At 68.0% G+C, this 24,972-nt stretch carries 26 protein-coding genes; 8 read left to right on the top strand and 18 right to left on the bottom strand.

What is annotated here, in order from left to right; translation table 11 throughout:
- Window positions 1-104 precede the first annotated feature (104 nt).
- Genes ABZT93_RS31815 through ABZT93_RS31825 form a run of 3 tightly spaced genes read right to left on the bottom strand, consistent with a single transcriptional unit; the run spans window position 105 to window position 2,307 of the window.
- On the bottom strand, window positions 105-989 hold the full coding sequence (locus ABZT93_RS31815; RefSeq protein ID WP_356111199.1) for an NmrA/HSCARG family protein: 885 nt from the start codon (window positions 987-989) through the stop codon (window positions 105-107).
- Window positions 976-1,869 (bottom strand): NAD(P)H-binding protein, encoded by an 894-nt coding sequence (locus ABZT93_RS31820; RefSeq protein ID WP_356111201.1) that lies wholly within the window; start codon window positions 1,867-1,869, stop codon window positions 976-978. The genes ABZT93_RS31815 and ABZT93_RS31820 overlap by 14 nt, the downstream gene beginning before the upstream one ends.
- Before the next feature lie 3 nt (window positions 1,870-1,872).
- A complete protein-coding gene (locus ABZT93_RS31825) occupies window positions 1,873-2,307 on the bottom strand; it encodes an ester cyclase (protein WP_356111203.1) in 435 nt (144 codons plus the stop codon).
- 227 nt (window positions 2,308-2,534) lie between these two features.
- Here ABZT93_RS31825 and ABZT93_RS31830 point away from each other — a divergent pair, with 227 nt between their 5' ends.
- The gene (locus ABZT93_RS31830) at window positions 2,535-3,395 is read left to right on the top strand and encodes a methyltransferase domain-containing protein (protein ID WP_356111205.1); all 861 of its coding nucleotides are present in this window, start codon (window positions 2,535-2,537) and stop codon (window positions 3,393-3,395) included.
- An 80-nt stretch (window positions 3,396-3,475) separates the two neighbouring features.
- On the opposite strand, the gene ABZT93_RS31835 is transcribed toward ABZT93_RS31830, so the two are convergent.
- The 3 genes from ABZT93_RS31835 to ABZT93_RS31845 form a co-directional block, all read right to left on the bottom strand.
- Window positions 3,476-4,231, bottom strand: coding sequence for an SDR family oxidoreductase (locus ABZT93_RS31835; protein ID WP_356111207.1), 756 nt, complete (start codon window positions 4,229-4,231; stop codon window positions 3,476-3,478).
- A 10-nt stretch (window positions 4,232-4,241) separates the two neighbouring features.
- Complete coding sequence (locus ABZT93_RS31840) at window positions 4,242-5,315, bottom strand: serine hydrolase domain-containing protein (RefSeq protein WP_356111208.1); 1,074 nt, start codon at window positions 5,313-5,315, stop codon at window positions 4,242-4,244.
- A gap of 91 nt (window positions 5,316-5,406) precedes the next feature.
- A complete protein-coding gene (locus tag ABZT93_RS31845) occupies window positions 5,407-5,859 on the bottom strand; it encodes a nuclear transport factor 2 family protein (RefSeq protein ID WP_356111210.1) in 453 nt (150 codons plus the stop codon).
- 156 nt (window positions 5,860-6,015) lie between these two features.
- Between ABZT93_RS31845 and fabG (ABZT93_RS31850) the strand changes: the two genes are divergently transcribed.
- The 3 genes from fabG (ABZT93_RS31850) (at window position 6,016) to ABZT93_RS31860 (ending at window position 8,776) form a co-directional block, all read left to right on the top strand.
- Window positions 6,016-6,801, top strand: a complete 786-nt coding sequence (fabG, locus tag ABZT93_RS31850) for a 3-oxoacyl-ACP reductase FabG (RefSeq protein WP_356111212.1) — start codon at window positions 6,016-6,018, stop codon at window positions 6,799-6,801.
- A gap of 20 nt (window positions 6,802-6,821) precedes the next feature.
- Entirely contained in the window at window positions 6,822-7,772 is a 951-nt protein-coding gene (locus ABZT93_RS31855; protein ID WP_356111214.1) for an aromatase/cyclase, read from the top strand.
- Window positions 7,773-7,954: 182 nt separating this feature from the next.
- Window positions 7,955-8,776, top strand: a complete 822-nt coding sequence (locus tag ABZT93_RS31860) for an AfsR/SARP family transcriptional regulator (RefSeq protein ID WP_356111215.1) — start codon at window positions 7,955-7,957, stop codon at window positions 8,774-8,776.
- A gap of 194 nt (window positions 8,777-8,970) precedes the next feature.
- Here the strand turns inward: ABZT93_RS31860 and ABZT93_RS31865 are convergent, their stop codons facing one another.
- From ABZT93_RS31865 to ABZT93_RS31910, 10 genes are read right to left on the bottom strand one after another with little or no spacing between them, the layout of a single operon-like run.
- Window positions 8,971-9,345: a nuclear transport factor 2 family protein gene (locus tag ABZT93_RS31865; RefSeq protein WP_356111216.1), complete on the bottom strand. Its 375-nt coding sequence runs from the start codon at window positions 9,343-9,345 to the stop codon at window positions 8,971-8,973.
- Window positions 9,342-10,238 carry an alpha/beta hydrolase fold domain-containing protein gene (locus ABZT93_RS31870; RefSeq protein WP_356111218.1) on the bottom strand — a complete coding sequence of 299 codons (897 nt, stop codon included), beginning with the start codon at window positions 10,236-10,238 and terminating at the stop codon, window positions 9,342-9,344. Before ABZT93_RS31870 ends, ABZT93_RS31865 begins: the two co-directional genes overlap by 4 nt.
- Before the next feature lie 20 nt (window positions 10,239-10,258).
- On the bottom strand, window positions 10,259-11,470 hold the full coding sequence (locus ABZT93_RS31875; protein ID WP_356111219.1) for a beta-ketoacyl-[acyl-carrier-protein] synthase family protein: 1,212 nt from the start codon (window positions 11,468-11,470) through the stop codon (window positions 10,259-10,261).
- A complete protein-coding gene (locus ABZT93_RS31880; RefSeq protein WP_356111221.1) occupies window positions 11,467-12,528 on the bottom strand; it encodes a ketoacyl-ACP synthase III family protein in 1,062 nt (353 codons plus the stop codon). Before ABZT93_RS31880 ends, ABZT93_RS31875 begins: the two co-directional genes overlap by 4 nt.
- A 40-nt stretch (window positions 12,529-12,568) precedes the next feature.
- Complete coding sequence (locus tag ABZT93_RS31885; protein ID WP_356111223.1) at window positions 12,569-13,000, bottom strand: hypothetical protein; 432 nt, start codon at window positions 12,998-13,000, stop codon at window positions 12,569-12,571.
- 32 nt (window positions 13,001-13,032) lie between these two features.
- The gene (locus tag ABZT93_RS31890) at window positions 13,033-14,463 is read right to left on the bottom strand and encodes an MFS transporter (protein WP_356111224.1); all 1,431 of its coding nucleotides are present in this window, start codon (window positions 14,461-14,463) and stop codon (window positions 13,033-13,035) included.
- A gap of 46 nt (window positions 14,464-14,509) precedes the next feature.
- Window positions 14,510-15,883: an aldehyde dehydrogenase family protein gene (locus ABZT93_RS31895; protein WP_356111225.1), complete on the bottom strand. Its 1,374-nt coding sequence runs from the start codon at window positions 15,881-15,883 to the stop codon at window positions 14,510-14,512.
- Window positions 15,884-15,885: 2 nt separating this feature from the next.
- Window positions 15,886-17,001, bottom strand: coding sequence for an AMP-binding protein (locus ABZT93_RS31900; protein ID WP_356111226.1), 1,116 nt, complete (start codon window positions 16,999-17,001; stop codon window positions 15,886-15,888).
- 52 nt (window positions 17,002-17,053) lie between these two features.
- On the bottom strand, window positions 17,054-18,115 hold the full coding sequence (locus ABZT93_RS31905) for a 3-oxoacyl-[acyl-carrier-protein] synthase III C-terminal domain-containing protein (protein WP_356111227.1): 1,062 nt from the start codon (window positions 18,113-18,115) through the stop codon (window positions 17,054-17,056).
- A gap of 45 nt (window positions 18,116-18,160) precedes the next feature.
- A complete protein-coding gene (locus ABZT93_RS31910; protein ID WP_356111229.1) occupies window positions 18,161-18,646 on the bottom strand; it encodes a nuclear transport factor 2 family protein in 486 nt (161 codons plus the stop codon).
- 614 nt (window positions 18,647-19,260) lie between these two features.
- On the opposite strand from ABZT93_RS31910, the gene ABZT93_RS31915 reads away from it, so the two are divergent.
- Entirely contained in the window at window positions 19,261-19,836 is a 576-nt protein-coding gene (locus ABZT93_RS31915) for a TetR/AcrR family transcriptional regulator (protein ID WP_356111230.1), read from the top strand.
- 465 nt (window positions 19,837-20,301) lie between these two features.
- Here the strand turns inward: ABZT93_RS31915 and ABZT93_RS31920 are convergent, their stop codons facing one another.
- The gene (locus ABZT93_RS31920) at window positions 20,302-21,000 is read right to left on the bottom strand and encodes a 4'-phosphopantetheinyl transferase superfamily protein (protein ID WP_356111232.1); all 699 of its coding nucleotides are present in this window, start codon (window positions 20,998-21,000) and stop codon (window positions 20,302-20,304) included.
- 220 nt (window positions 21,001-21,220) lie between these two features.
- On the bottom strand, window positions 21,221-21,703 hold the full coding sequence (locus tag ABZT93_RS31925) for a hotdog fold thioesterase (protein ID WP_356111234.1): 483 nt from the start codon (window positions 21,701-21,703) through the stop codon (window positions 21,221-21,223).
- 182 nt (window positions 21,704-21,885) lie between these two features.
- Between ABZT93_RS31925 and fabG (ABZT93_RS31930) the strand changes: the two genes are divergently transcribed.
- The 3 genes from fabG (ABZT93_RS31930) to ABZT93_RS31940 all read left to right on the top strand — a co-directional run bounded on the left by fabG (ABZT93_RS31930) (window position 21,886) and on the right by ABZT93_RS31940 (window position 24,966).
- Window positions 21,886-22,689 carry a 3-oxoacyl-[acyl-carrier-protein] reductase gene (fabG, locus tag ABZT93_RS31930; protein WP_356111236.1) on the top strand — a complete coding sequence of 268 codons (804 nt, stop codon included), beginning with the start codon at window positions 21,886-21,888 and terminating at the stop codon, window positions 22,687-22,689.
- A 45-nt stretch (window positions 22,690-22,734) separates the two neighbouring features.
- Window positions 22,735-22,893, top strand: coding sequence for a hypothetical protein (locus ABZT93_RS31935; RefSeq protein WP_356111238.1), 159 nt, complete (start codon window positions 22,735-22,737; stop codon window positions 22,891-22,893).
- Window positions 22,894-23,706: 813 nt separating this feature from the next.
- On the top strand, window positions 23,707-24,966 hold the full coding sequence (locus tag ABZT93_RS31940; protein WP_356111239.1) for an NAD(P)/FAD-dependent oxidoreductase: 1,260 nt from the start codon (window positions 23,707-23,709) through the stop codon (window positions 24,964-24,966).
- The last annotated feature ends 6 nt before the right edge of the window (window positions 24,967-24,972 follow it).

Genomic DNA, 24,972 nt, shown 5'->3' on the forward strand with positions numbered 1-24,972 from the left:
CCGCACCACGCCCTTGGACAGGTCGGTGCCGAAGCGGATCGGCTGCCCGTGTTCCAGGCGGATCACGGCTGTCGGCCGGTCCGGGGCACCTCTGTCGTTCCCGGCTACGCGATCTCGACGCCCTCGAGATACGTGGCGAAGTCCATCAGCCCCGGGTGCTCGGCCCGCAGCGCGGGGATGTCCGCGCGATAACCATGCTCCTGGAACCACTCGAACATCAGCGAGATCTCGGGCGCGTGAGGGATGTGCGGGTTGACCGCGACGGTGTCCAGCGCCAACTCCTCGAAGCGCGCCGGCAGCCCCGTGCGCTTCGCGAACGCCTCGGCCACCTCGGTCGCCGTCAGCTCGTCCCCGGCAATCTCCACCGCCCGCCCCAGATACTCCCGCGGACGCTCGAAGGCCTGCGCGGCAAAGAACCCGATGTCGTCAACGGCGATGAACTGCACCCGGGTGTCCGGCTTCAGGGCGAGCCTCACCACCAGCGTGCCGTCCTCCGAAGGCACGCCGTGGGCCGCGAAGTTGTCCATGAAGAAGGTCGGGCGCAGCACGGTGGTCGGCACTCCGAGTTCGGTGAGGTATCGCTCGATGCCCCGCTTGGAGTCGAAGTGCGGTACGCCGCTGTGCCGCTCGGCGCCACCGACCGAGGTGTAGACCACGTGGGCCACACCGGCGGCCAGGGCCGCTCGCGCCACGGCGCGCCCCTGACGGACCTCGCCGCCGAGCCCGGCCGGCGTCATGAAGGTCTGCGCCGAGAAGACACCGCTCACCCCGTCCATCGCGGCCCGCAACGACGCCTCATCGTCCAGGTCGCCGCGGACCAGGGTCACTCCCCGCTCCGCCAGCTTCCTGGCCGCGGCGGAGTCCGGGTTCCGTACCAGGGCCGCAGTGGCGCGGCCCCGGCGGACGAGTTCCCGCGCCACGGCCCCGCCCTGCAGACCGGTCGCCCCCGTCACGAGAACCGGCCCGGCCCTCTCGTCACCGCTGTTCATTCAGCACTCCCCTCCGACTGTTCCGACTCTCCGGCGCCGCCGACGCGAACAGCGCAGCGTTCTCCACGGCCCACCGCCGGTACGGGCGCGGCTCGCGCCCCGTGAGGTCACGCACCGCGGTCGTCGGCTCGGCCCAGGGCACCCGGGGGCTGCGCAGCGCCGCGACATTGGTCACCGCGGCGGCGCGGTCGCCGGTGATCCCGGAGAAGACCTCCACGACCTCCTCGGCGGGCGCCACCGAGAACTCCAGCTCCCGTCCCAGGACGTCCCCGAGGATCCGGGCCTGCTCCCGCGAGGTGAGCGTCTGCGGACCGGTGAGCAGGTACGACCTACTCTCGTGACCGTCCTGGGTGAGCGCCGAGACGGCCGACGAGGCGATGTCGTACTCGTCCACGGGCGCCCCCGGGTTGTTCCCGATCCAGCAGCGCACCGAGCCGTTCTCCCGGATCGTCCTGGTCCACCAGGACGTGTTGGCGTGGAACGGACCGGGACGCAGAAATGTCCAGGCCGCGCCAGAGCCGAGCACCGCCTCCTCGGCGGCACGGTGCTCGTCCGCGATGCCGTGCGGCACCGGATGCAGGACGCTCGCAGACGACAGCAGCACGATCCGGCCGAGGCCCGCCTTGCGCGCAGCGGCCGCGACGTTGGCGGCCTCTCCCGCGACATCGCCGGAGAGCACGATCAGCGCCGCCGACACACCCGCGAACGCCGCGTCGAGCGAGGTGGGGTCGGCGGGACTGCCCGCGACCACCTCGACGCCTCCGGGCAGCCCGGTCTGCCCGGGTGTGCGGCTCAACGCGCGGACGTCCGAACCCAGTTCGAGGAGTTGCCGGGTGGCCTCGCGGCCGACCTTGCCAGTGGCTCCGGTGATCAGAATCATCGGTCAGGCCCTCCAGCCCTGCGGCTCCGGCCACGGCGACCCGAGCTGCCGGTAGGTGCCCTGGTAGTCGGGCCAGTCTCGGTGGTCGCGGATCTTCCCGTCGACGAGCCGGAACAGATGGATCTGCTCACCGGAGAAAACCCGCCCGGTCGGGGCCATGCCGACGAGATCGCCGACGTGCCGGCCGTACAACACGAGATGGGCCCGGACCCAGTCGCCGCGCTCCTCGATCAGCACCTCTTCCAGGCGGGCCTCCTCAGAAAACGTCATCCGCAGCCATTTGACGGCCATCGCGAAGGACTCGGGTCCCCGCACATCCATGTGCTCCAGCGCCGCCGGGTTCAGGTATTCCGGGTGAACGTATTCCGCGACATCGTCGGTTTCTCCCGTGTTGTACGCCTTTATCAGTCGGCGTACAGCGTCTGTCTGATTGCTCATCGGATGCCTTTCGAATGCCATGGGGTAATGCCATGAACTTTCTATGCAATCCTGCGGCACCACATGTCGGCGGACAAGTATGAGATTCCCCGGAAGTCCATTTGTCGAAATGGATTCGAGCGGCCCTCGAGCGGTATTCGAAGCGTTTTCCGGCGGAGCACGTGCCACGGCCCGGACGATAAGACTCAGGCCTGATTCTCCGTATCGAACAGGAGTGACGAGAAGCCATGGACACCGCCGCTTACAAGATGAAAGTCACCGATGCCTTCAACCGCGCCGCGGCCACCTACGACCGGATGGGCGTGGAATTCTTCACCCCCATGGGCCGCCGACTGGTCGAGCGGGCCGCGCCTCGGCCTGGAGAACGGCTGCTCGACATCGGCTGCGGACTCGGCGCGACCCTGCTGCCCGCGGCCCAGATGATCGGTCCGGCGGGGCACGCCCTGGGCATCGACATCGCCCCCGCGATGGTCGAGGAGGCTCGGCGCGAGGCCGCCCGGCAGAGCGTCGGAAACGTGGAACTGCGGGTGATGGACGGTGAGAACCCCGCCCTTCCGCTCCGCTCCTTCGACCTGGTGCTCGGCAGCTACAGCGTGATCTTCCTGCCCGACGCGCGTGCCGCACTCGCCCGTTATGCCGGTCTGCTGGCCGAGGGCGGTCGGATCGGCTTCACCAGTCCGGTCTTCTCCCGTGGCACCTTCCCGTTCCTTCCGCCGATGTTCACCGAGTTGATTCCACTGGACCTGCTCCGGTATCTGCCCGAGTCCTGGCACCCGGAACAGCTGCACCGGCAGCTGCACTCCTGGCTGGAGGACCCGGCCGACCTGACGGCCGCGTTGGAGCGGGCAGGGTTCACGGACGTGAAGACAACCGACGAGCCGGTACGAATGACCGCGATCTCCGGTGCGACATGGGTCGACTGGTCACACACCCAGGGCATGCGCCTGCTGTGGCAGCACCTGCCTGAGGCCGAGGCCTCGGCCCTGCGCACCCGCCTCGTCACCGCCCTCGACGCTCTGCGCGACGGCGATGGTCCGGTGCGGATCGATGTGCCGGTCCGGTACGTCACCGCCACGGTCGCCCACTGACCCCGGGTGCGAGAAAGGGGCGGAGGGTCGGGGTCACCCCCGGTCCTCCGCCCCGATCCATATGCCGGCCCCGGGCCGCCTCAGGTCACCGAGAGCGCGCCGTCCACCGCCAGCACCGTGCCGTTGGCGTATCCGGCCGCCGGCCGCGTCAGCTGCACGATCCACCAGGCGATGTCGCCGGGTCGGCCGACCCGGCCCGACGGAATTCGCTCGGCCATCTGTGCCAGGAAGGCGTCGTACGCCTCGGGAGGCATTCCCGCCCGTACCCCGACGCCGGTGTCGACCACCCCGGGTGCGAGGCCCACGCAGCGGATGCCGCGCGGGGCCAGCTCCACGGCCCAGGTGCGGGTGAGGAAGTCGAGGGCGGCCTTGGCCATGCCGTACACGGAGTTCTCCGGCCAGGCTCGTCGACCGAGCGCGCCCGCCGAGCCGATGTTCACCACCGTGCCCCGGGTGGCCTCCAGCGCGTCGAGCGCGCGCTGGGTCAGAAACAGCGGGCCGATCAGGTTCGTGCCCAACTGGGCCTCGACAGCGGCCCGGTCGAGTCCGTCCAGCGACGCGAATCCGGTGACTGCCGCGTTGTTGACGAGTACGTCGATCCTGCCGAACTCCCGCAGAGCCGCCGAGACGATCTCCTCGGGCGCGCCAGGTGCGCGGACGTCGGCGGTGAGGCAGCGCATCCTGTCGTACCCATGAGCAGTGGCTTCGAGGGTCTCCTCCGTGCGGCCCACGATCAGCACATGCGCCCCGTCCTCATGGAACGCGTGCGCCGTGGCACGGCCGATTCCGGTGCCGCCGCCGGTGATGACAACCGCCCTGTCGGCGGAAGGGGACATGACGCCGGCCTCAGAAGCAGACGGCGGTGTTGACGCCCCGAATGACCGCCTGCTCGGCCTCCTTGGTGAAGTCCTGGTCCAACGTGATCGACAGCTGGACCCGGATCCCCAGGTCGGGCGTGGTCGCCGCGAACGTGGCATAGCCGGGGATGCCCGCCCCGTGCCCCCACAGATCCAGGTCCTTGTCGTTCTGCAGCTTCATCAGTCCCAGGCCGTAGCCGATGCCCATGGGAAGGTCCTTGATCATCTCGCCGGGCAGCGGGGTGGTCATCTCCTTGAACTCCGGTTCGGCGAGCAGCTCCCCGCCGAACAGCCCGGTCAAGAACCGGTCCAGGTCCGCCGTGGTCGAGATGATCTCGCCCGCGCAGCCGGCCTCGGAGGGGTTCATCAGCGTGACGTCCTCCGTACGGCCGTCGATCCGCATATAACCGTGCGCGTGCGGTCCGGGAATCTCCGGGGCATCGCCCGGCAGCGTGGTCTCCTTGAGCCCGAGCGGCTCCAGGACACGCTCGCGGATCTCCTCGCGGTACGAGCGGCCGGTCACCTTCCCGATGAGCAGACCGATGATGAAGTAATTGGTGTTGCAGTAGGCGAACTCCTTCCCCGGCTCGAATTCCAGCGGCTTGCCGGACGCGATGGCGATCAGGTCCTCGGGCTCGTAGTGCTTGTAGCGGTCGCGCAGAAAACGGTCGCCCGGCTTCTGGAACGAGTCGGCGTAGTTGTAGAGGCCGCTGGTGTGCTGCATCAGGTTGCGGACGGTGATCCGCTCTCCATACGGCAGCAGCCCCGGGAGGTAACTCTCCACGGTGCGGTCCAGCTCGATCCGGCCCTCGGCGACCAACTGCAGCACCACGACGGATACGAACGGCTTGGTGATGCAGGAGATCCGGAAACGGCCGTCCTCGGGAACCGGCCGGTCCGTACCCAGTTCCGCGACGCCGGAGGTGACTACGAACGCGTGCTCCCCCCGGGTGACCCGGAACTGCACGCCGGCGGCGCCCAACTCGATGAGACGGTCGGCCGCGCGCTGGACCGCCTCCCGGTGGGCCGAGACCTCCGGAGTGATGATTGTCGCCTGCTGCATGCCGGAACACCCCAATGTCGTAGAGCGGTTTGTTGAAGGGGAGCCTGACGGCCCGTGATGGAGACACGCACGCGAGCCGCTTGAGCCCCGCTCAGGCGAGGTCGTCACGGGTGACCCTGCGGGTGGCGACCTGGAGTCCGCCGCTCACCCGCACCAGCACGTCGTCACAGACGCACACTCGGTGCACCTGCGACTCACCGCCGATCTGCGAGGCGTACACGATGGCGTACGAGCGCACGCCCACCGTTCCGTCCGGCTGCTCCGCGACGTCGAACATGCCCACGAAATGCCGGTGCCGAGTGCCGTTCGCCGCCAGCTGGGCCGCCGTGCGGCTGGTGGCCGTGGCCAGGGCCGCCCGGCCGACCACCGGCTCGGGCAACGTCGGCACGTCGAAGGTGGCGTCCTCGGTGAAGGTCGCCGCCCACCGCTCGCACTCGCCGAGGTCCAGCAGCTGCATCTGGTGGGCGTAGAACTGCTGCACCTGCGCGTACAGGGTGGCGAACACGCCTGTGGCCTGCGGCTGGACAGCGGTATGGATGGTCATGGACATCTCCGATCCGTCGATTTCCACCACTGTCCGGCACTCAGGTCGAGCGGGCTTCGAGGCCTCGTCGAGCCGCCCCTCGAGCGATCTTCGTCCGGACTTCGAGCGGTCCGGGCCACGGTCGAAGGCACCATCGCCGCTTGGGAGGTAGACCGAATGACGACAGTGACGAACCCGGTGACCCTGGTCACCGGGGGCACAAGTGGCATCGGCCTCGCTGTGGCACAGGAACTCGGCCGGCGCGGACACCGTGTCTTCCTCTGCGCCCGCAGTGAGGACAAGGTCGAACAGACCGTCAAGGAGCTGCGCGGGGCGGGCCTTGAGGTGGCTGGCATGGCCGCGGACGTGCGCTCCGCCGACTCCGTGGCGGCCCTGGTCCGTACCGTGGTGGCCACCTTCGGCCCGGTCAACGTCCTGGTCAACAATGCGGGACGCAGCGGAGGCGGTCCCACGGCCGGTATCACGGACGAGCTCTGGTACGACGTCATCGACACCAACCTCAACAGCGTCTTCCTGGTGACCCGCGGGGTCCTCACCCTCGGGGGTCTGGCGGATGCCGACTACGGCCGGATCATCAACGTCGCCTCGACCGCCGGTAAGCAGGGCGTCTTGCTGGGCGCCCCCTACTCCGCGTCCAAGCACGGCGTCGTCGGCTTCACCAAGGCCCTGGGCAAGGAGCTCGCCCCGGCCGGCATCACCGTGAACGCCGTCTGCCCCGGCTATGTCGAAACCCCCCTGGCCGAGCGGGTCCGCCAGGGCTACGCCGCCGTCTGGGACACCACGGAGGACGACGTGCGGCAGCAGTTCGAGGCGAAGATCCCGCTCGGGCGCTACTCCACCCCCGAGGAGGTGGCGGGCCTCGTCGGTTATCTGACCACAGAGCAGGCCGCCTCCATCACCGCGCAGGCGCTCAACGTCTGCGGCGGCCTGGGCAACTTCTGATGTGGAAAGAGGCTGATGAGATGACTACTGAGCGAGTGCACCGTACGACGCACGAGATCGACGTGGCGGCGCCCGCGAGCGTGGTCTACGGGATCGTCTCCAACGCGGTCAGGTGGCCGCTGTACTTCCCGCCGAACATCCATGTGGAAGAGCTGGAGTCCGACGGCCGGCAGGAACGGCTGAGGATCTGGGCCACAGCCAACGGCCGGACGAAGTCCTGGACCTCGCGCCGGGTGCTGGACCCGGAACGGCGGCGGGTGAAGTTCCGCCAGGAGCAGTCCACGGCTCCGGTGAAGACCATGGGCGGCACCTGGATCGTCGAGCCGCTGGGCGCGGCGGAGTCAAGACTGATCCTGCTGCACGACTTCACGGTCGAGGGCGACTCGGCCTCCGGCGTGGCGTGGGTCGAGCAGGCGACCGACACCAACAGCCGTGCGGAACTCGCGAGTCTCAAGGACCTTGCCGAGCGCTGGGCACGCCTGGACGACCTGGTGCTGTCCTTCGAGGACTCCGTCCGGGTCGACGGCCCCGCCGAGCGGGTCTACGAGTTCCTCTACCGGGTGCGTGACTGGTCCGAGCTCGTCCCGCACGTCACCCGGCTGGATGTGGTCGAGGACGAGCCCGGCGTCCAGGTAATGTCCATGGACACCCGCACCTCGGACGGCTCCACCCACACCACCGAATCGGTCCGCGTCTGCTTCCCGCATGCCGGACGCATCGTCTACAAGCAGACCGTGACGCCCGCGCTGATGTCGGCCCACATCGGGGAGTGGCAGGTCGTCCCCGATGTGTCGGGCATGACGGTCACCTCGCACCACAGCGTCATTCTGCGCGAGGAGAACATCCGGCGGGTACTCGGCGAAAACGCCGACGTGGCCAGGGCCCGCGAATACGTGCGCGAGGCACTCGGCCGAAACAGCACCGCGACACTCAACCTCGCAAAGAAATACGCGGAGGGTGCATTTAAATAGATATCCGAAATGCGACTAAATCACCGACTCTTGGCATGTTTAATAGCTTCCGGAGTGGAGACGCAGTCGAGCGCTAGTGGATAAGCAAGCGCCGAGAGCGCGGAACGGGTCAATGCACCCTTGACGTCGACTCTTGACTCATCGTTGACTCGACCTAGCGCGACGAGAAACGGGGAGAAATTGTGGAGATTCAGCTTCTTGGCCCCCTCGGGGCAACCGTCCGAGGAGAGTCCATCGTTCCGACTGCGGGGAAACCGCGGCAGATCCTGGCCCTCCTCGCGCTCCATCCAGGAAGGGTATTACCGGTTTCCACACTGATGGACGAGATCTGGGGTACGGAACCGCCTGCGAGCGCACTGACCACGCTCCAGACATACATACTCCAACTGCGCCGACGGCTCGGAACCGCCATGGGCCCGGACACACCGGCAACGGCCAAGGACGTGCTCGCCACCCGGCACGGCGGTTACGTGCTCCAGGCCGAACCGGCCTGCTCCGATGTGCGCGAGTACGAGCGGCTGGTGGCCTGTGCGCAGAGCGCCTTCGAACAGAACCGGGACGACCAGGCCTCCGGGGCCTTCTCCAAGGCGCTGTCCCTGTGGCAGGGGCCGGCCCTCGTCGACGTACGCGTCGGGCCGATCCTGGAGATCGAGGTCATGCGCCTTGAGGAGTCCCGGCTGGTCACCACGGAGCGCCGCATCGATGCCGATCTCCGCTTGGGCAAGCACTCACGGCTGATCGCCGAACTGTTCGACCTGATCTCACGTCACCCGCAGCACGAGGGGCTGCACTCACAGGCGATGGTCGCGCTCTACCGCTCCGGCCGCCAAGCGTGTGCCCTGGACGTCTACCGCAAACTGCGAATCCGCCTGATAGAGGAGCTGGGCGTGGAACCCTCACCCCAGCTGCAACGGCTCCACCAGGCGATCCTCACCGTCGACCCCCACCTCGAAGTGTTCACCAACGACCACCGCGGCTCCACGTTCGATCTGTACGCGGCCTGAGAACGCGGCCAGGGCCCGCCGCCGCATGCGACGGCGGGCCCACCGCAGGAACGGACGCGTGGACCAGTCTGCGACCGGATCCGACCCGCCGGTTCCGCCAGGGCGACGTGCCCCGCACCGGAGCCCTGTCCCGCCTGCCGAACACCTGCTGCTACCAGCCCCAACCCCGGGATGCAGCACGTCCGAGCCGACGGTTACTCGGCGATGCCGCGTTGCCCCGTCACCGAGTACACCTTGCGGATTCGGTCGGCATCGTCGAACTCGAAAACATCAATTCCGCCGACGACTCGGTCTTGGCCGATGCGCAGGTTCCACAGGGACACGGCAAAGTCTGTGCTGGGATCCACGAAATTGCGGACGAGCGAGAATTCCAGATCGTTGTTCATCGATGCCCGGAAATCACGGACGAACGTCTTCAGCTGTGTGGGACCGGTGATGTCGTCCCCGTTGTGAGTCGAGGCGTCACGGCCGAAGTAGATCGTGAACTCCGGGGAGCAGATCTCGTCCGCGAGATCGAGCGCACCGTTCCACATGTCGTTCCACAGATCCAGCTTCTTCAGTTCGATCATTCCTGGATACCGCCTTGCCGTGTTGATGGGTACCGTTTGCTGTCGCGCCGACGGCACAAGAACTCTGCCTCACGAATTTTCGCCGCCCGGGCAGCCGTCGACCGAATCGTGGTGAACGCATGTGCCGCCCCGGCAAAGACATCCAGTTCGGTCGATGCGTGCTCACGCCACCGCGCCTCCATCGACAAGGTCTGCGCGAGCAGTGCGTCGCCGGTGCCGACGCAGAACCGTGCGGGCGGCACACCGTTCAGCTCGGCGAGCAGCGGCGAGGCGGCCCGCCGGTCCGCAGGACCGGCGCCGGGCATCAGGAGCGCGAGCGCGCGGTCGAACCCGGCAGTGAGATCGAAGGCACCATAGTTGAGCGACACCGCGGAGAAGGGTTGCCGCCCCAGGCGTTTCGGCAGCTCGATCACAGCCATGGCGGCGAGGTGTGCACCGGCGGACTCGCCTCCGATCGCCAGGAATCCCGCGCCCGGACGCTCACTGACCGCGCGGGCAACGGCGAGCACGTCATCGAGACACGCCGGGTAACGGTGTTCGGGCGCCATCCGATAGCCGACAGAAGTCACCGTCAGTGCGGTGCGATCGGCGAGCTGTTGCAGCGTCTCGTCGTGCATCGTGTGACTGCCCAGACACCACCCGCCCCCGTGCAGATGCACGTACTCGCCACGCGAGGGCGCATCGGGGGTGAACGAACGGACAGGCACACCCCCGATGGTCAGATCTCGCGCGGCCGGCACCGTGACGTCGTCGCCGAACCGGATCGTCGCCCGGTACTGCGCAAAGGTCATGCCCGTCGGCACGTCGTACAGCGTCGTCAGCCTCGACTTCAGCTGCTCACCGACGCGCACTGATTCCCGCGCGTACGCGTGCCCGATCGTCGCCAGGGCCATGGACCCGTCGGAGGGGGCGGTCACCTCGGCGCCGCCAGGGCCACCGCCGAGGACTGGCTGCCCAGCGCGAACGCGAACGACAGCGCGGCCGGCAGCTCGGCGGCGCGTGCGCCGCCGAATACGGAGTCGAGCCCGCACTCGGCATCGGCCTGTGCACTGTTGGCCGTCGGCGCGATCGTCTGCGCGTCGAGCATGGAGGCCGTCGCGGCGATGTTGACCAGCGAAGAAGCTCCGAACAAGTGCCCGAAGATCGGCTTTACCGACGTCAGCGGCACATCGGTGCGGTCGCCGAAAACGCGCCGGACCGCCCGGCTCTCGGCAACATCGTTCGACCGGGTGCCCGTACCGTGACCGCACACATAGCCGATGTCGCCGACCGACAGGTTCGACTTCTTGATCACCCGTTCGGCGAGCACTGCGGTCTTCTCGCCCGACAGCTCCATCGTCGTCGGGTGAGCCGCTTCGTTGGCGACGCCGGTCGCCAGCACGAACGCGTAGATGTGCGCACCACGGGCCACCGCGTCGGCTTCCCGTTCGAGGACGAGGGCGACGGCGCCCTCGCCGAGGGCGGTGCCATCGCGGTTGGCGTCGTAGGGACGGATCGAGTCCGCCGCGGTTGTGCCCAGGCTCAGCACCCGTGACTTCGGGTCGGTGTACACCTTCAGCAGGTCGGCGGTCAGCGGGAACTCGTGTCCCACGACGATCATGACGTCGGCCTCGTCGGACCGTAGCTCCGCCGCAGCCGACCGCAGCGCATGAGTGCCGCCGACACAGGCCGACGACACCGTGGTGACGTAGCCCTGGACGCCGGTGCGGATGGCCGCGATGCTCGCCGGTGCGCCCGGCAGACCGCCCAGCACCCGCCCGATCCCGGACGCCGAGGCGAACTCCCGCTCCCACCACTGCAGCGGGCCGCGCGATGACGAAGCGACGACACCGGCGCGGTGCGGATCGAAGTCACCGACACCGGCGTCGGCCAACGCCTCGTCGATGCTCGCGAGCGCTGCGAGGATCTCGCGCGAATACTTGCTCGCGTGTTTCGGGTCCAGCCCCCCGACCACTGGGTCGTGCGTGAGCTGTCCCGCCATCACGGTCGGCACACCGCGGTCGTTGAACGCCGAATGCGGTGTGAGCGCCGACTTCCCAGCACGTACTCGTCCCCAGAAGTCGTCCGCGGTACGGACCCCGCCCGGCAGCGTGAACCCCATCCCGGTGATCGCGAGTCGGGTCATGCCGCACGCTCCTGCGGCACCTGCAACACCGCGCAGGTGTAGGAGTAGCCGCCGCCGGCTCCGAGGACGAGCACGATGTCCCCCGGCGCGAGATCGCCCGCCGTCTCGGCCTCGGCGATGTTGGCGAGGAAGTCGCCCGCGCCGAGGTGTCCCGACGCGCTGTAGTGGCAGACGATCCGATCGCTGTACTTGTCCTCGATCGGCCCGATCATCAGCTCGCGCACCTTGTGGCTCAGCCGCGGGGCGAGCACCCTGGCTATCCGCGGATCACCCGGCGCCAACCGGGCGCGGTCCAGAGCCTTGTCCACCGCCTCGGTGATGCACTCGTGCGACACCGCGCGCAGGCGGGGTCGCCCGCCTTCGTCGGAGAACTTCGTGGTCGGCATCGCGTTGATGTACGGCGGCGCCAACGCCGGTTGCGGGCCGAAGCCGTCGTAGTCGTCACGGGTGCGCCACAGCTCCGGTGCGGCGACGTGCTCGATGGCCAGCAGGTGGAACGCGTCGCCGGGGCCAGGCTGCCCGACGACCGCGGCCGACGCGCCGTCGCCGTAGGCGAGCATGATGTGGCTGCGCCAGTGGTCGACGGCGGGCGCCTCGAACCGGTCCGCCGCCACGATCAACGCGTGGGAGTGCTCGTCCAGCCGCAGCTGACCGGCCGCGAGGGAGAAGGCCATCGCCGCACCGTTGCAGGCCTGCTGAATGCCGACCGGTGCGCACGAGCGCGGGAGATCCAGCCCCTCCGCGACGCAGTGTGCCGCGGTGAAGAAGGGATTGCCCTGGTAGTTCGTCCATGCGTAGGCCAGCAACCCGATGGCGTCGCCGGGCACCCCCGACGCCGACAGCGCCGCGCGGCCGGCGGCCACGGCCATCGCCGGCGCGGACTCGGTGTCCCACCAGCGGCTGATGTGCAGCGTCACATCACCGTGCCGGGCCGCCTGCTCGGCGGTGAGGTTCCCGGTCCGGACCTCGTCCGCGGGTGTACGCGTCTTCTCCGGGAACCAGCAGCGCGCCGCCCGGATACCGAGAATCGGCTCGGCCGTCTCTGTATGCAGTGCCATGGCTACTCCTCGTCGGTCTGGGATGCCTGCGGGTGGGCGCTCAGGTCGTCCTGGTGACGGCGCCCTGGGACCAGCACTCGGTGATCTGCAGCGACTCATCGACCTGGAAGATGTCGACTCCGACGAAGATCGCCTCCTCGCCCGGGATGTCGACCGGCCAGTTGGTGGCTCCGGTCCAGGTACCGGTGCCTATCCAGCGATAGGCGAAACGACGCTCGGACTCGTCGACGAACGGTCCGAAGTCTGTCGAATACCGCAGTCCCTCGAATTTCCCGGTGAAGCCGGAAACCCATTTCGACATTTCCGCCGGCCCCGAGATCTTCGACGGGTCGATCGTGGCGCCGACGTCGGGCAGGTGCAGCACGTATCCGGCGGGAGAAATGATTTCGTGGGCGACGTCAGAATCCTCGTTCCACATGCGCAGCCAGTTTTCCCAGATCTTGCGCGCGGCAGACGTGTCCAACGTGAGCATGTGACGATTCCCTTTTATTCGGCAGGAGTGGTTTATTCAGCAGAAGTGGTAGCCGTCTTACCTGGAGCGGCCAGGGCGATGCCGGCCGCGACGACGGTGAGTACGGCGGCGGCGATCCACGCGTCGCGCAGGGCCGGCACCGGCGACGTCCCGTCGCTGTTGGCGCTGTCGTGGATGACGAGCAGCAGGGCGACACCGATCGCGATGCCCATCTGCTTGGCCATCGTGTGCACGGCCGAGCCAGAGGCGTAGAAGGCCTGCGGGATGGTTGTGGACACCTGTCCGGCGAATGCCGCCATCGCCACGATCGTGCCGATGGAGGTGAGCATGGAACCGGGCATGACCGCCAGCACGTAGGGCAGGTCCGTCGGGGCCGTGACCGTCCACCAGACCATGCCCAGGCCGAGGACGACGCAGCCGAGCGCCGCGGTGCGGGCCAGGCCGATGCTCTTCGCCATCCGCCCGGTGAGGATGGCGAAGATCGGCATCAGCACGGTCCCCGGCGCGATGGCCAGGCCGGTCTCGATCGCGGAGTAGCCGCGTACGTTCTGCGTCCAGAGGACAACCGAGAGCAGCATCACCGCGAAGGCCGCGCTGTAGACGAAGGCCGCGATGTTCGTCCGGACGTAGACGGGCAGCGCGAGCAGTTCGCGCGGGACTACCGGCGACACGTGCCGCAGGTTCCGGACGATGGCGACGACGAGCAGCACCACCGCGCAGGCGAACGCCGAGAGCGTGGTCGCCGAGCCCCATCCGGCATCCGGCGCCTCGACCAGTGCGAAGACGAGCGCACCGACGAAGAGTGCGACGGCCAGCGCACCGAGCAGGTCCGGGCTCGGCGCCGAGGAACGCTGTGCCGAGGCGGGCAGCACGCGCAGCCCGACGACCGTGGCCAGGGCGCCGATCGGCACGTTGATCAGGAAGATCAGCCGCCAGTCGTACTGGACGAGCAGGCCGCCGACGATCGGTGCCATGGCCGCGGCGATCCCGCCGGCCGCCGTCCAGCTGCGGATCGCGCGCTGCTGCAGCTCAGGTGGGTTCACCTGCAGCAGCAGGCCCATGGACGTCGGAGTGAGGGCGGCGGCACCGAGCGCCTGCAGGGCCCGCGCCGCGATCAGTACCGGCAGGCTCGGCGCGAACGCGCACAATGCGCTGGCCAGGGTGAAGAGCATCAGCCCGCCGAGGAACGTCTGCTTGCGGCCGAGATGATCGGCCAGCCGGCCGGCCGGGATCAGCGCGGCGGCGTAGAGAATCGTGTATGCGTTCAGCGTCCAGCTGAGGACGGCATTGCTGTAGCCGGGGAACTCGTGCTCGATCGCCGGGAAAGCGACGTTCACGATCATCATGTCGAGGCTTGTCAGCACGAATCCGCAGCACAGAACGGCGAAGACAATCGCTCGGCGGCGGTCGGCCGCCTTGTCCACCGGGGCGGTAGTGGCGAGGGCGGGCGTGTCGGCGCTCATGATCGGTTCTTTCGGTTGTGGGGGTGGTTGTTCTAGCGCGACCAGGTCATCGGATGACGCCCTTGGTTCTCATCAGGTGCTCGGACAGGTAGCCGTCGTGCGGCACCCCCGGTTTCATCCACGTCGTGGTGTGGGCGCCGATGTAGACGTTGGTGATGCTCGGCTCGTCGAGCAGTTGCTGCGCGAACTCCATGTCCTCGGTGATCGCGGCGACGACCAGCGAAGAGGTCAGCGGCGCGATCCCGTCGGCACGGCTGAACGGCGCGATCCAGACGCACGCGAAGGGCAGTTCCACGCCCAACACCGGGGACTTGGCGTCGGGCGCGACCCGGACGACCGGGTGCAGTACCGCGGTTCCCGGCCGGACCGTCTCCACGATGTCGTCCCGGCCGAAGCTGGTCGTGCCCGCGCCGACCCGCTCGACGTGGTCGGCAAGCTGACGGGCCGTGGCCTGCGGCAGCTCGGTGCGGTGCTTGCCGACCTCCAGTTCGGCGAGCCGGTCGGCCAGGGCGGAGGCGAAGGCGTTCGCCTCCGCCGCATCGCCTTCGACGAGCACTGCGGTGGTGCAGGTGCAGGCGGCGCCGCCGAGGTTCGCGACCGAGGCGGCGACGGTGTCCAGGTGGTCACGCCAGTCGACGTCATCGGTGACGACCGTCTTCGAGCGCCCCGGCCCCTGGGTGAGTACCGCCGGGTTCGCGGCGTACTTGTCCACGACTGCCTGTCCGCCGTAGACCAGCGCGCGGTCGGCGTGCTCGATGAGCACGTCGGCGACGTCGTGGTCGGTGGGCAGCAGGGCCACGTGCGAGGTGAAGCCCGCTTCCCGGAACGCGCGCACGAGCCGTTGCGGAGTGAACGGCTCGCGGCTCGACGGCCGGACCGCCACCGAGTAGCCGAGCGCCAGCGCGCTGGGCCACAGAGCGTGTACGCCCGGGGTGTTGCCGGAGGCATGGACTGCGAGCGTCCTGCCCTGGCGGGCCCAGTACGCCGCGCCCTCCCGCACCCGGGGGTCGTCGATGTCGGTGACCGCGCCCCGCGGTATCTCCTGAGCCAGCGTGTCCGGCAACGCGCGCAGGGTCCGGGCGATGGCGGCGATCGAGGCGTGTGCGATCGCACGCGGCACACCGGCGCACAGGCTCACCAGATCGAGGTAGTCGTCGATCGACTGCCCCTCGACCACGGCGTTCTCGAACAGATCCGCCGCTTTGGCGAGCATCTCCAGCCGTGTCGCGTACGGCAACACCGGGGCCTGGGACAGCCGGGCGAACGCGCGGGCGACATAGAGCCGGGGGACCTCGGACAGGGCGCCGATCTCACGTCCGTCCGGCAGGCGGAGCGGCTTGCTCGCCCGGGCCCGGTACTCGCCCGCGTCGGTGATGGCGTCGACGTGGGCGAACACCGGTGCGTCTTCGGGGTCGCTCATCGTCAGTAGACCCCTTCGGTGATGGCCGTGCCGTCGAAGGTCTGCACCGGCGCGACGTCGGCGACCGCGTCGCCGATGTGGCCGTCCTCGGCCTCTACTCGTACCGCGGTGTCGCGTTCCAGGTTGTTGGGGATGAGCGCGAACTTGGTGATGTGGTTCATCACGATCTGCCCGCGCTCGCCGTAGGCCACCGGCCGGCCGGTTTCCGGGTCGACGACACGGAAGAACACGTACGGGGAGAACGGGTCGAAGGTCGCCAGGCCGGAGGGCTGCTCCTCCTTCCGCTCCACCGAGACGCTGAGGATGGTCGTGCTGCCGTAGCCGCCGACGATCGGGATGCCGGGGAACACCTCCTCGCGCAGGATGGCGCGGGTGTCCGGATCCATGTGCGCCCCGCCCCAGGCGATGCGCTTGACCTTTGAGCGGACGAGTTCGACGAGCTCGGGGCGTTCGGCGATCTTCGTCAGCAGGATCGGAATGGTCTGGATCATGCCGATGTCCTGGGTCGCCAGGATGTCGGCGGTCTGGTCGACGAGGTGGTCGACATACGCGCGCAGTTCATCGGTCTGACCGCGCTCGATGAGCTTCTTGACCCACCGCGGGTCGATGTCGATCGTGAACCGCTTGCCACCCAGCGCATGCGACTGCCGGACCGTGACCTCGCCGATCATGTGCGGGCCGGACGGCGTCGTGGCCAGCAGGTTGATGCCCGAGCCGCCGAGGCCCGACGCGGCCTTGCGGCCCGCCCAGGCAAGGTACCGGGTGAACCAGTCCTCGAACATGATGAACCGCTTGGGCCGGCCCGTCGTGCCGCCGCTCTCGAAGATGGCCGCGATCTTCGGCGAGTCGCCGAGGCCGCGCGGAATCAGTTCCTCGGCGGCGACGTCGCGGAACTCGTCGATGAGGTTGGGGAAGAGCGCGAGATCATCGACGGACTTCACGTCGGTGAGGGGGTCGAAGGCCAGGGCAGCCTTGCGCTTCAGCCAGAACGGCGACCCCGTCTCGGGCCCGAAGTGCCACTGCATGAGCGTGCGCACGTATGCGTCGGCATCAGTGACGGTCCGCTGCAGCGGATCGACATCCAGAATCGACCAGTCGCGCGCGCCGGGGTCAGACATCGGTGGGTCCTTTCGAGGTGGAGATGCATTGCTGGACAGGAAGGGGGAGCGGTCAGGTCCGTGGGGCGGAGCCCACTTTCTGTACGAGCGCCGCCGACCAGGTGAACCCGCCTCCACCACCGATGACGAGCGCGTACTGTCCGTCGGCGACGAGGTCGGTGCGCCGCAGGTGATCCAGGTTCGCGAGGAAGTCGCCCGCTCCCAGATGCCCGGTCGTGTCGCGCTCACAGTGCAGCGTCGGCACCAGCCGAGGATCGATCGCCTCGGAGTACATGAGGTCGAGCACCTTGGGGCTCAGCCGGGGGAGCATCGTCGCCGCCACGTCGGCGGTGCCGACACCGGCCAGGTCGATGACGCCGGCGACGAGTTCGCCGATCGTCTTGAGCGCGGCGTCGCGGAATTCGGCGGTCCCGCCGGAACGCTCGAAGAAGGCGCGTTTGGTGGCCTTCACATCGATGGCCGCCCGCAACTCGTGGGGGGTGGTGCCGAAGGCGTCGCCCTCGCGGTACATGGCTTCGAACTGCGGCCGGGCACGCGAGTCCAGTGCGACGACGCGCAGGGCGGGCACACTCGTGTCGCCGAGCTCCGGGGACAGGATCACGCAGGTGGCGCCGTCGCCGTACACGGTGTCGTAGTCGCTGCCCCACCGGTCGAAGCCGTTGCCGCCGAACGCGTCCGCCGTGGTCGCCACGCTCAGAACCGGCTCGCCGGAGACCGCGTACCGAACCCGCTCGACGCCGATACCCAGCGCCGCAGCGCCGCCGTTGCACATCTGCTCGATGGACATCGGAACGCAACTGTCGAATCCGGCTTCGTTGGCGATGAAATGCGCGGGTGACCAGAAGTCGTGCCCCTGGTAGTAGGTGTGGCCGTGCAGCAGGTGACCGACGCGGTCGGGCTCGATACCCGCCTCGGCAGCAGCGGCGCGAGCGGCGGCCGCGGCGAGTACCGGCGCCGGCTCGCCACCGACGTGCACGCTCGTCACTCCCAGCTGTGCACGCTCCTGCTCGGTGATCCGCCCCGAGCGCACGGCCTCGGCGGCGGACTCCACCGCGGGTGGCAGCACCACGGCGCTGCCGATCACGAAGGCGCTCGACTCAGCCGGCGACCGCATGTAACGGCTCCTGTCGTGTGTCGGCGACGATGGTCGTCCTCCTCATCAGGACCGAGCTCCCGCCGGGATCGTCGCGCCGAGCTGGCCGTACAGGTCGAGTTGGTCATCGGTGAGCCAGTACTCGGCGATGCGCCGGTTCTCGAGCCGCAGGATGTCGACACCGCAGATCGAGACCTCGGTGCCCGCTGCCGCCGTGGCCGTCGCGGGAACACCGCCCTGCCACGTCCCGGTGAAACGCCAGCGCGCCACGACGAGTTCGTCAGCGACGAGCCACGGCCCGAGTTCGGCGGCGAACCGCGCGCCGGGGCGATAGCAGCTCCGGAATCCCTCGATCCAGCGTGTGACGTCGTCGCGGGTCGTCAACGACTCCGAGGGCGGCATCCCGAAGGTCGGCAGGTGCACGGTCACGTCGTCGGCGATGAACTCGGCCGGGTCCTGCCCGCCGGTGCCGTTCCACAGACCGGTCCAGGAATCCCAGATCTCCTGTCCGACGTCGGTTGACGGGTTGTCTGCCAAGGATGTTGTGCGCATCGTCCTTCTCCTTCGGTGTCGGCGACCAGAATCATCGCCGCGCGCCGCCGTCGGACTTGATCGAGGTGAAAACCGGCGCAGTCGGTCCGCAGGAGCTGATGCGGCGCCACATCGCCGTGCCGTTTACGAGCGTGAAGTCATCCTTGCCGCGGACCAGTCGGTCGCGCCCGTATCCGCTCGCACGGACGCCGGGTCGTCGGGACCCGGGCGGGACGACGGCTCGCCGCCAGCAGAACTGACTATAGCCCAGACCGACAGCCTCCACAACCCTTAAGTAAGTGGATGCATACAACTTCCCAGGCGTCGCACATATCGCTGTGACCTGCACAAACTTGACCTGCCATGAAGTTTTGGAAGCCTCGCTGCGCGGGGATAGTTAGTGGTAGCTTCCCACTGGGTACGCCATCACCACGAGGGAAGCGCCGTGGCAGTGAAGGCACCACAGGCGGGTACAGGAAGGCGCCCGGATCGAGCAGTTGTCCCGCTCCACCAGTCCAAACGCCCTGCCGTGCACCGGGAACGACAACGCGAACTCCACAACGCCCGTGATCCGTTACGAACTCCTGGAATGAGAAACCCTCCGTGTGACATAATGAACCATGCAAAAAATCCGCATGTCAGCAGCACAGCGACGAGCACAGATCCTCGATATCGCCATGTTGGAGTTCTCCCGAACGGGACTCTTCGGCACCTCTGCCGAAGTGATCGCCAGGGCAGCGGGTGTTACACAGCCGTACATTTTCCGGCTGTTCGGGAGCAAGACCAAATTGTTCACCGAATGCGTTCGCATTTCATTTGCGCAATCGACGGCACGAATGCTGGATGCGGCCGAGGGCCTGTCCGGGGTCAACGCGCTCATCGCGATGGGTAATCAGTACCGGTCGAATCTGGAGAACAATCCCGATGTACTGATCCAGACCCAGGCCTTCGCCGCGTGCGCCCACGACGAGGTGCGCGAGGCCGTCCGAGAGGCTTACGGCGATCAGTGGCGCCGACTGGCCGAGCATGCCGGGGTGGCCCCCGTGCAAATGAAGATCTACATGGCACTGGGCCTGCTGCTGAACGACCTGACGATGATCGACGCCAGGACGTCGGCGAGCAACGACGAGCAGTGGGTGCACGATGCCTACACCGTCATCGACGCCTCTGTCTATTCCGCTTTGGGGACGCTGAACAGCACCGAAATATAACCGCACAACCGCACGCAGGGTTGCCGGCAGCCGTTTCACCTCGACCTGTGCGTGAGCCAGGAATATGCCTTGAACCGACTGTGAACCCGCCGGCCGGGCTGACCCCGCAAGCGACTTCGCCCCGCATTCTTCGAGAATCAGATGTCGCCGCCATGGCCTGGAGTTTGATTCGAGGTCGGCAGCAGCGACAGCGCGAACGCGCCGGGTGCCCAGCGAAAGCGTGTTCGTGGCGGCGATCCTACAAGTACCCCAGGTTTTACGAGGGTCGCGCGTAAACGAACCCGGCGCAATAACGGATGTCGCGATGACGAAGCCGTTGCCGAAATAAATGAGAATTCCTCTGCCGCCGCAGGAGTAGAGCCTGCGCTCGCGCCGGTCGAAGATACCGGGAAGCACCTGCGACGGCTTCGCATGCGCAATCGACCCAGGATCTGCGCGAGGGCCTGGACCTGCCCCTGAGGCCGACTACGGATGGCCCCGGTGCCGTTGAGGTTCGGAGGACGGCCGGCTCGGCCGCGGGACGGCGAGCGCGACAAGGAGAAGGTTGTCCCGCACCAGCCAGCGGCCTCGGAGTGTCGGGACCGTTCGGCCCCCCGGCGTCAGCGAGATCGCTGCAGCCACTGTGCCCTCCGGGTTGACCACAATCTCCACATCGCCGCTGTTGAGTGGCTGTCCGGTCAGGGTGTACCAGGCTTTGTACGCCGCTTCCTTGGCGCAGAAGAGGAGTCGGGTCCAGGCGACGGAGGGTCGCACCGTGTCCAACTCCCGTGCACGCTCAACCTCGGGAGGCAGGAGCACCAATCGCCGGGTCCCGGCGGGAAGCGGTGAGTTGGGCTCGGCATCGATGCCGAGGGAAGCAATGTCCTGCCTGAGTGCCACGGCGCTTGCCCGGTAGCCGGTGCAGTGGGTCATGCTTCCCACCACACCGGCAGGCCAGAGGGGTGCGCCTGCCTGGTCCGGGAGAAGTGCGGCAGGGGGAAGGCCGAGCGCCGCGAGTGCCTGCCGCGCGCCGTGCCGGACCGCCGCGAACTCCTGCCGGCGCCGCACGCCGGCGTGCGAGATCGCTTCCGACTCCTGTGGCAGCAAGGCCTCGAGGGCGATCTCGTCCTGCTCTCCGAAGGATTCCGCGCCCCTGGCACCGGCCGGCAGTACTTCAGAGATCATTCCTCGGTCTCCGTATCCCCCCGCTTGCCCGAGATACCGCTCGGCCGGCCCGCCCTGGCCGAAGCCCTTCACACGGGTCAGCGCTTGGAGTCTGCCGGAGAACTCCGCGGCCCAGCTCGCGATGATCTCAGAGGCGATCAGAGGTCCTTGCTCGGCATGTCCAGCCGGCGGGATCACAGGTGCGGTCCGATTTCATGGCTCGTGGTCATCTCAGTTCGGTTCAGCTCAGGCCGGGGCGCGGTTTGAGCATGCAGCTGACCCTGCATGAGCACAGGAGCCGTCCTCTCGCATCGGTGAGCTCGACGTTGTAGGTGGCCATGGAGGAGCCGAGGTGGACGGCCTGAGCACTGCCGCGCACCGTTCCGTTGCGGGCCGAGCGGTGGTGCGTCGCACTGACCTCCACGCCCACGGCGATGCGGCGGGTGCCCGCGTACAGGGCCGCGGCCGTGGACGCCAGCGTCTCGGCGAAGGCGATCGACGCGCCGCCGTGCAGCAGTCCCTGCGGCTGTGTGTTGCCCTCTACCGGCATCGTGCCGACGACCAGCTGAGCGGAGGCCTCCTCCAGGTGGATGCCCAGCTTCCAGTAGAGGCCGCCGGCCCCGAGCCCGGCCTCCCGCATGAGTGTGCCGAGGTCGTCCGGCAGATCGTCCGGCAGGACCCCGGCCATGAGTGTGAATTCTTCGATGCCGATGGGCTGTGTCATCGCGGCGGTCTCCTTGCAGCAGGGCGCAGCAGGCGCGTTCATGAGCACAGATCCGCAAGGGGCTGACACGGATACAGCAGTTGTGCGGTCTCTTTCTCGGCAGGCGGGCTGAATCGCGCCGCCGCACGGCTGACCGCACCGCGCCGCGGCGGAACGTATCTCCCGACGGAGGTCGGCGCTCTGTGAAGGTGGGCGTGCATGCGCATCGTCCTGCAACTGTCATCCACAGGACTGGGAGAGTCGCGATGCCTCAGCGAAAAGTAGCCGTGGTCACCGGTGGGTCACGCGGTATCGGTGCCGCCGTGGCTCTGCGTCTGGCCGCGGACGGCTATGACGTGGCGTTCTGCTACCACTCGAACCGCGAGGCGGGCGAGCACGTCGCCGAGCAGCTGCGACAGCAAGGAGCCGGCGTCTATCACGACGCGTGCGATGTCACCGACGCCGAAGCGGCTGCGGCGTTTCTGGCGAAAGCGGAGGCCGAACTCGGGCCGGTGAGCGCACTGGTCAACTCGGCGGGCATCGTCCGGGACAACCCGATGGTGCTCATGCCGTCGTCGGACTGGCGGTCGGTGATCGACACGAACCTCAGCGGTACCTTCAACTTCTGCAAGCCTGCCGCGTTCACCATGATGAAGCGCAGGTCGGGAGTGATCGTCAACATGTCCTCCGTGGCGGGTGTGTTCGGCCACGCCAGGCAGACCAACTACTCGGCCGCGAAGGCCGGCGTGATCGGCATGAGCAAGGCGCTGGCGAAGGAGGTCGCGCGCAGTGGCATCCGTGTCAATGTCGTGGCTCCGGGGTTCATCGAGACCGACATGACAGCCGGCCTCTCGGACAAGGCCCGCCAGGAGGCGCTCAGCAGCGTTCCGTTGGGCCGGTTCGGTACGCCCGAGTCGGTCGCGGAGATCACCGCCTTCCTGCTCTCCGACCGGGCCGACTACATCACCGGGCAGACGTTCCAGGTCGATGGGGGGATCGCTTTGTGAGCACGGCCCCACGTCGGCTCGGCACCGATGAAGCTGGGGGTACCGATGTCTCCTGATCAGCCTGCCGGCCCGGCGGACGAGGACCTGTTGGCGGCGTTGGTGCGGGCTTCGGGCCCGGTTCCCGAGGCCCTGAGGCAATCCGCCTACGACGCCGTCAGACTGTTCGACCAGGCAGAGGGCGACGTCGCAGAGGGCGCGTACTGACCCACCCGCGTGTTCGGCACCTTGTGCGCCGCCTCGTGTCCCTCACTCACGAGGCGGTGTCACCACCGGCCGCGGCCCTGCCGCTCTCCGCGGCACCTCCGGCCGACGCGGCATGCGGCATGCGGCAGTCCGCTTCTTAGCGCAGGGCACGCAGGCGTGGCACGAAAACCAGCCTTTCTTTCACTCGGTAATGCTCTCTCATGACTAACCCTTGACAAGCAGGTAGGTACTTTAAATTCACCTTGACACTCGAGCGGGCGACTAGCTAAGCTCAGCAAAGAAAGTAGTTAGCACCTACTAAATTTCACTGCACGGGGGCAGAGCACAATGCGTGGATATCGGCACGGCACACCCGCCGAAGTTTCCATCTCGGACGCAGGCGTCAGCGCGGCCAGAGGGCCCCTGACCAGGCATCATGCGCCGTCGGCCCGGTCCTGTAGGAACGATCGGCCGCGCCCCGTCCGCCACTGAGCGGAACTTCTCATTCCATTTTCCGGGTGCAGTTCGCGCAATAAATGTGCGTTACACACCCCGTCGACTTAGTTCATTGCTTGACAATGTAGTCAAGCTGGACGATCAGCATTCCATCAGCGCCGTTGAACGCCTATCGGCGTGGCCACCGCGGATATAGACGGCGGGCATTTCAGTGTGCCCAGCGCTGTGCACAACCGCCCGACTCGGCTGCTCCCCGCAGCGGGATGCGTCCACCGATTGCGAGCGGCTGCCTGCCCGCCCGGTGTCTGACATCAGCCGAGGCCTCGCACGGCCTGTGTCGGCCGTGGCCTTCTCACGCATGTCCCAAAGAGGGGAATCATGAGCGAGTCGTACGACGTCATCGTGAACGGAGCGAGCATCGCGGGGTGCACGGCAGCCGTTCTGTACGCCCGGCGCGGGGCCAGAGTGGCCCTCCTGGAACGCCGCTCCGACATGTCCGCCTACAAGGTGCTGTGCACGCACTACATCCAGGCCTGCGGGTACCCCGCGCTGGCGGAACTCGGAGTGACCGAAGAGCTGGAAGCCGCGGGCGCGGTCCCCAATTCGGCACGCTACTGGACCCGTTGGGGCTGGATACGGCCCGAGCGTGATCCTCGGCAGCGGAGTCTGCCCTACGGGTACAACGTCCGGCGCCAGACCCTGGACCCGATCCTGCGACGGCTCGCACAGGGCACCGCCGGAGTCGACCTGTTCCTGGGGCACACCGTCGACGGCGTGCTCACCGAGGGCGACAAGGTGGCCGGCGTCACCGCGTCGGTGAGCGGCGAGCGACGGGAGTTCCGCGCGCGGCTGGTCGTCGGCGCCGACGGGAAGGACTCGGCGATCGGCAAGTTCGCCGGGGCCGCCACCAAGACCGTCGACAACGAGCGCTTCAGCTATTTCGCCCATTTCAAGGGACTTCCGCGCCCTGCGGGCGACATGACGCTGTCGTGGTTCCGCGAGCCCGATGTCGCCTACGCGATGCCGAACGACGGAGACATCACGCTCGTCGCGTGCATCCCGTCCAAGGCGAAGCTCCCGGAGTTCAAGGCCGATCTGGAGGGCTCCTACCGCGCCTTCGTGAAGTCTCTTCCCGAGGCACCCGACCTGGACCAGGGCGAGCTCGTCGGCAAGATCGTGGGAACTGTCAACTACCCTCTGATCGTTCGTGAACCCGTCGGTCCGGGCTGGGCGCTGATCGGCGATGCCGCGCTCACCAGTGACCCCCTGTGGGGGGTCGGCTGCGGCTGGGCACTGCAGAGCGCGCAGTGGCTGGTTGCCTCGACATCGGCCGCTGCGCAAGGGTCCGGGGACCTTGACCGGTCCTTGGCCGCGTACCGCAGCCGCCGCTCGAAGCTCAAGGGCTATCAGTTCCTGATCTCCGACTACGCCTCGAGCCGGCCGTTCAACCCCGTCGAGAAGCTGATGTTCTCGGCGGCCGCGCGTGACCCGAAGATGGCCCGGCACTTCCACAGCTTCGGCTCACGCCTCATCGGAACCGGAGCGTTCCTCTCACCGTCGTCGATCGCCAAGGCGACCCTGGTGAACCTCCGCCACCAGCTGCGGCCTGCCTCAAGGCTGCACGCCGGCGGCGCGTGATGCCTC

The organism is Streptomyces sp. NPDC005303 (assembly GCF_040607335.1).
Lineage (GTDB): Bacteria > Actinomycetota > Actinomycetes > Streptomycetales > Streptomycetaceae > Streptomyces.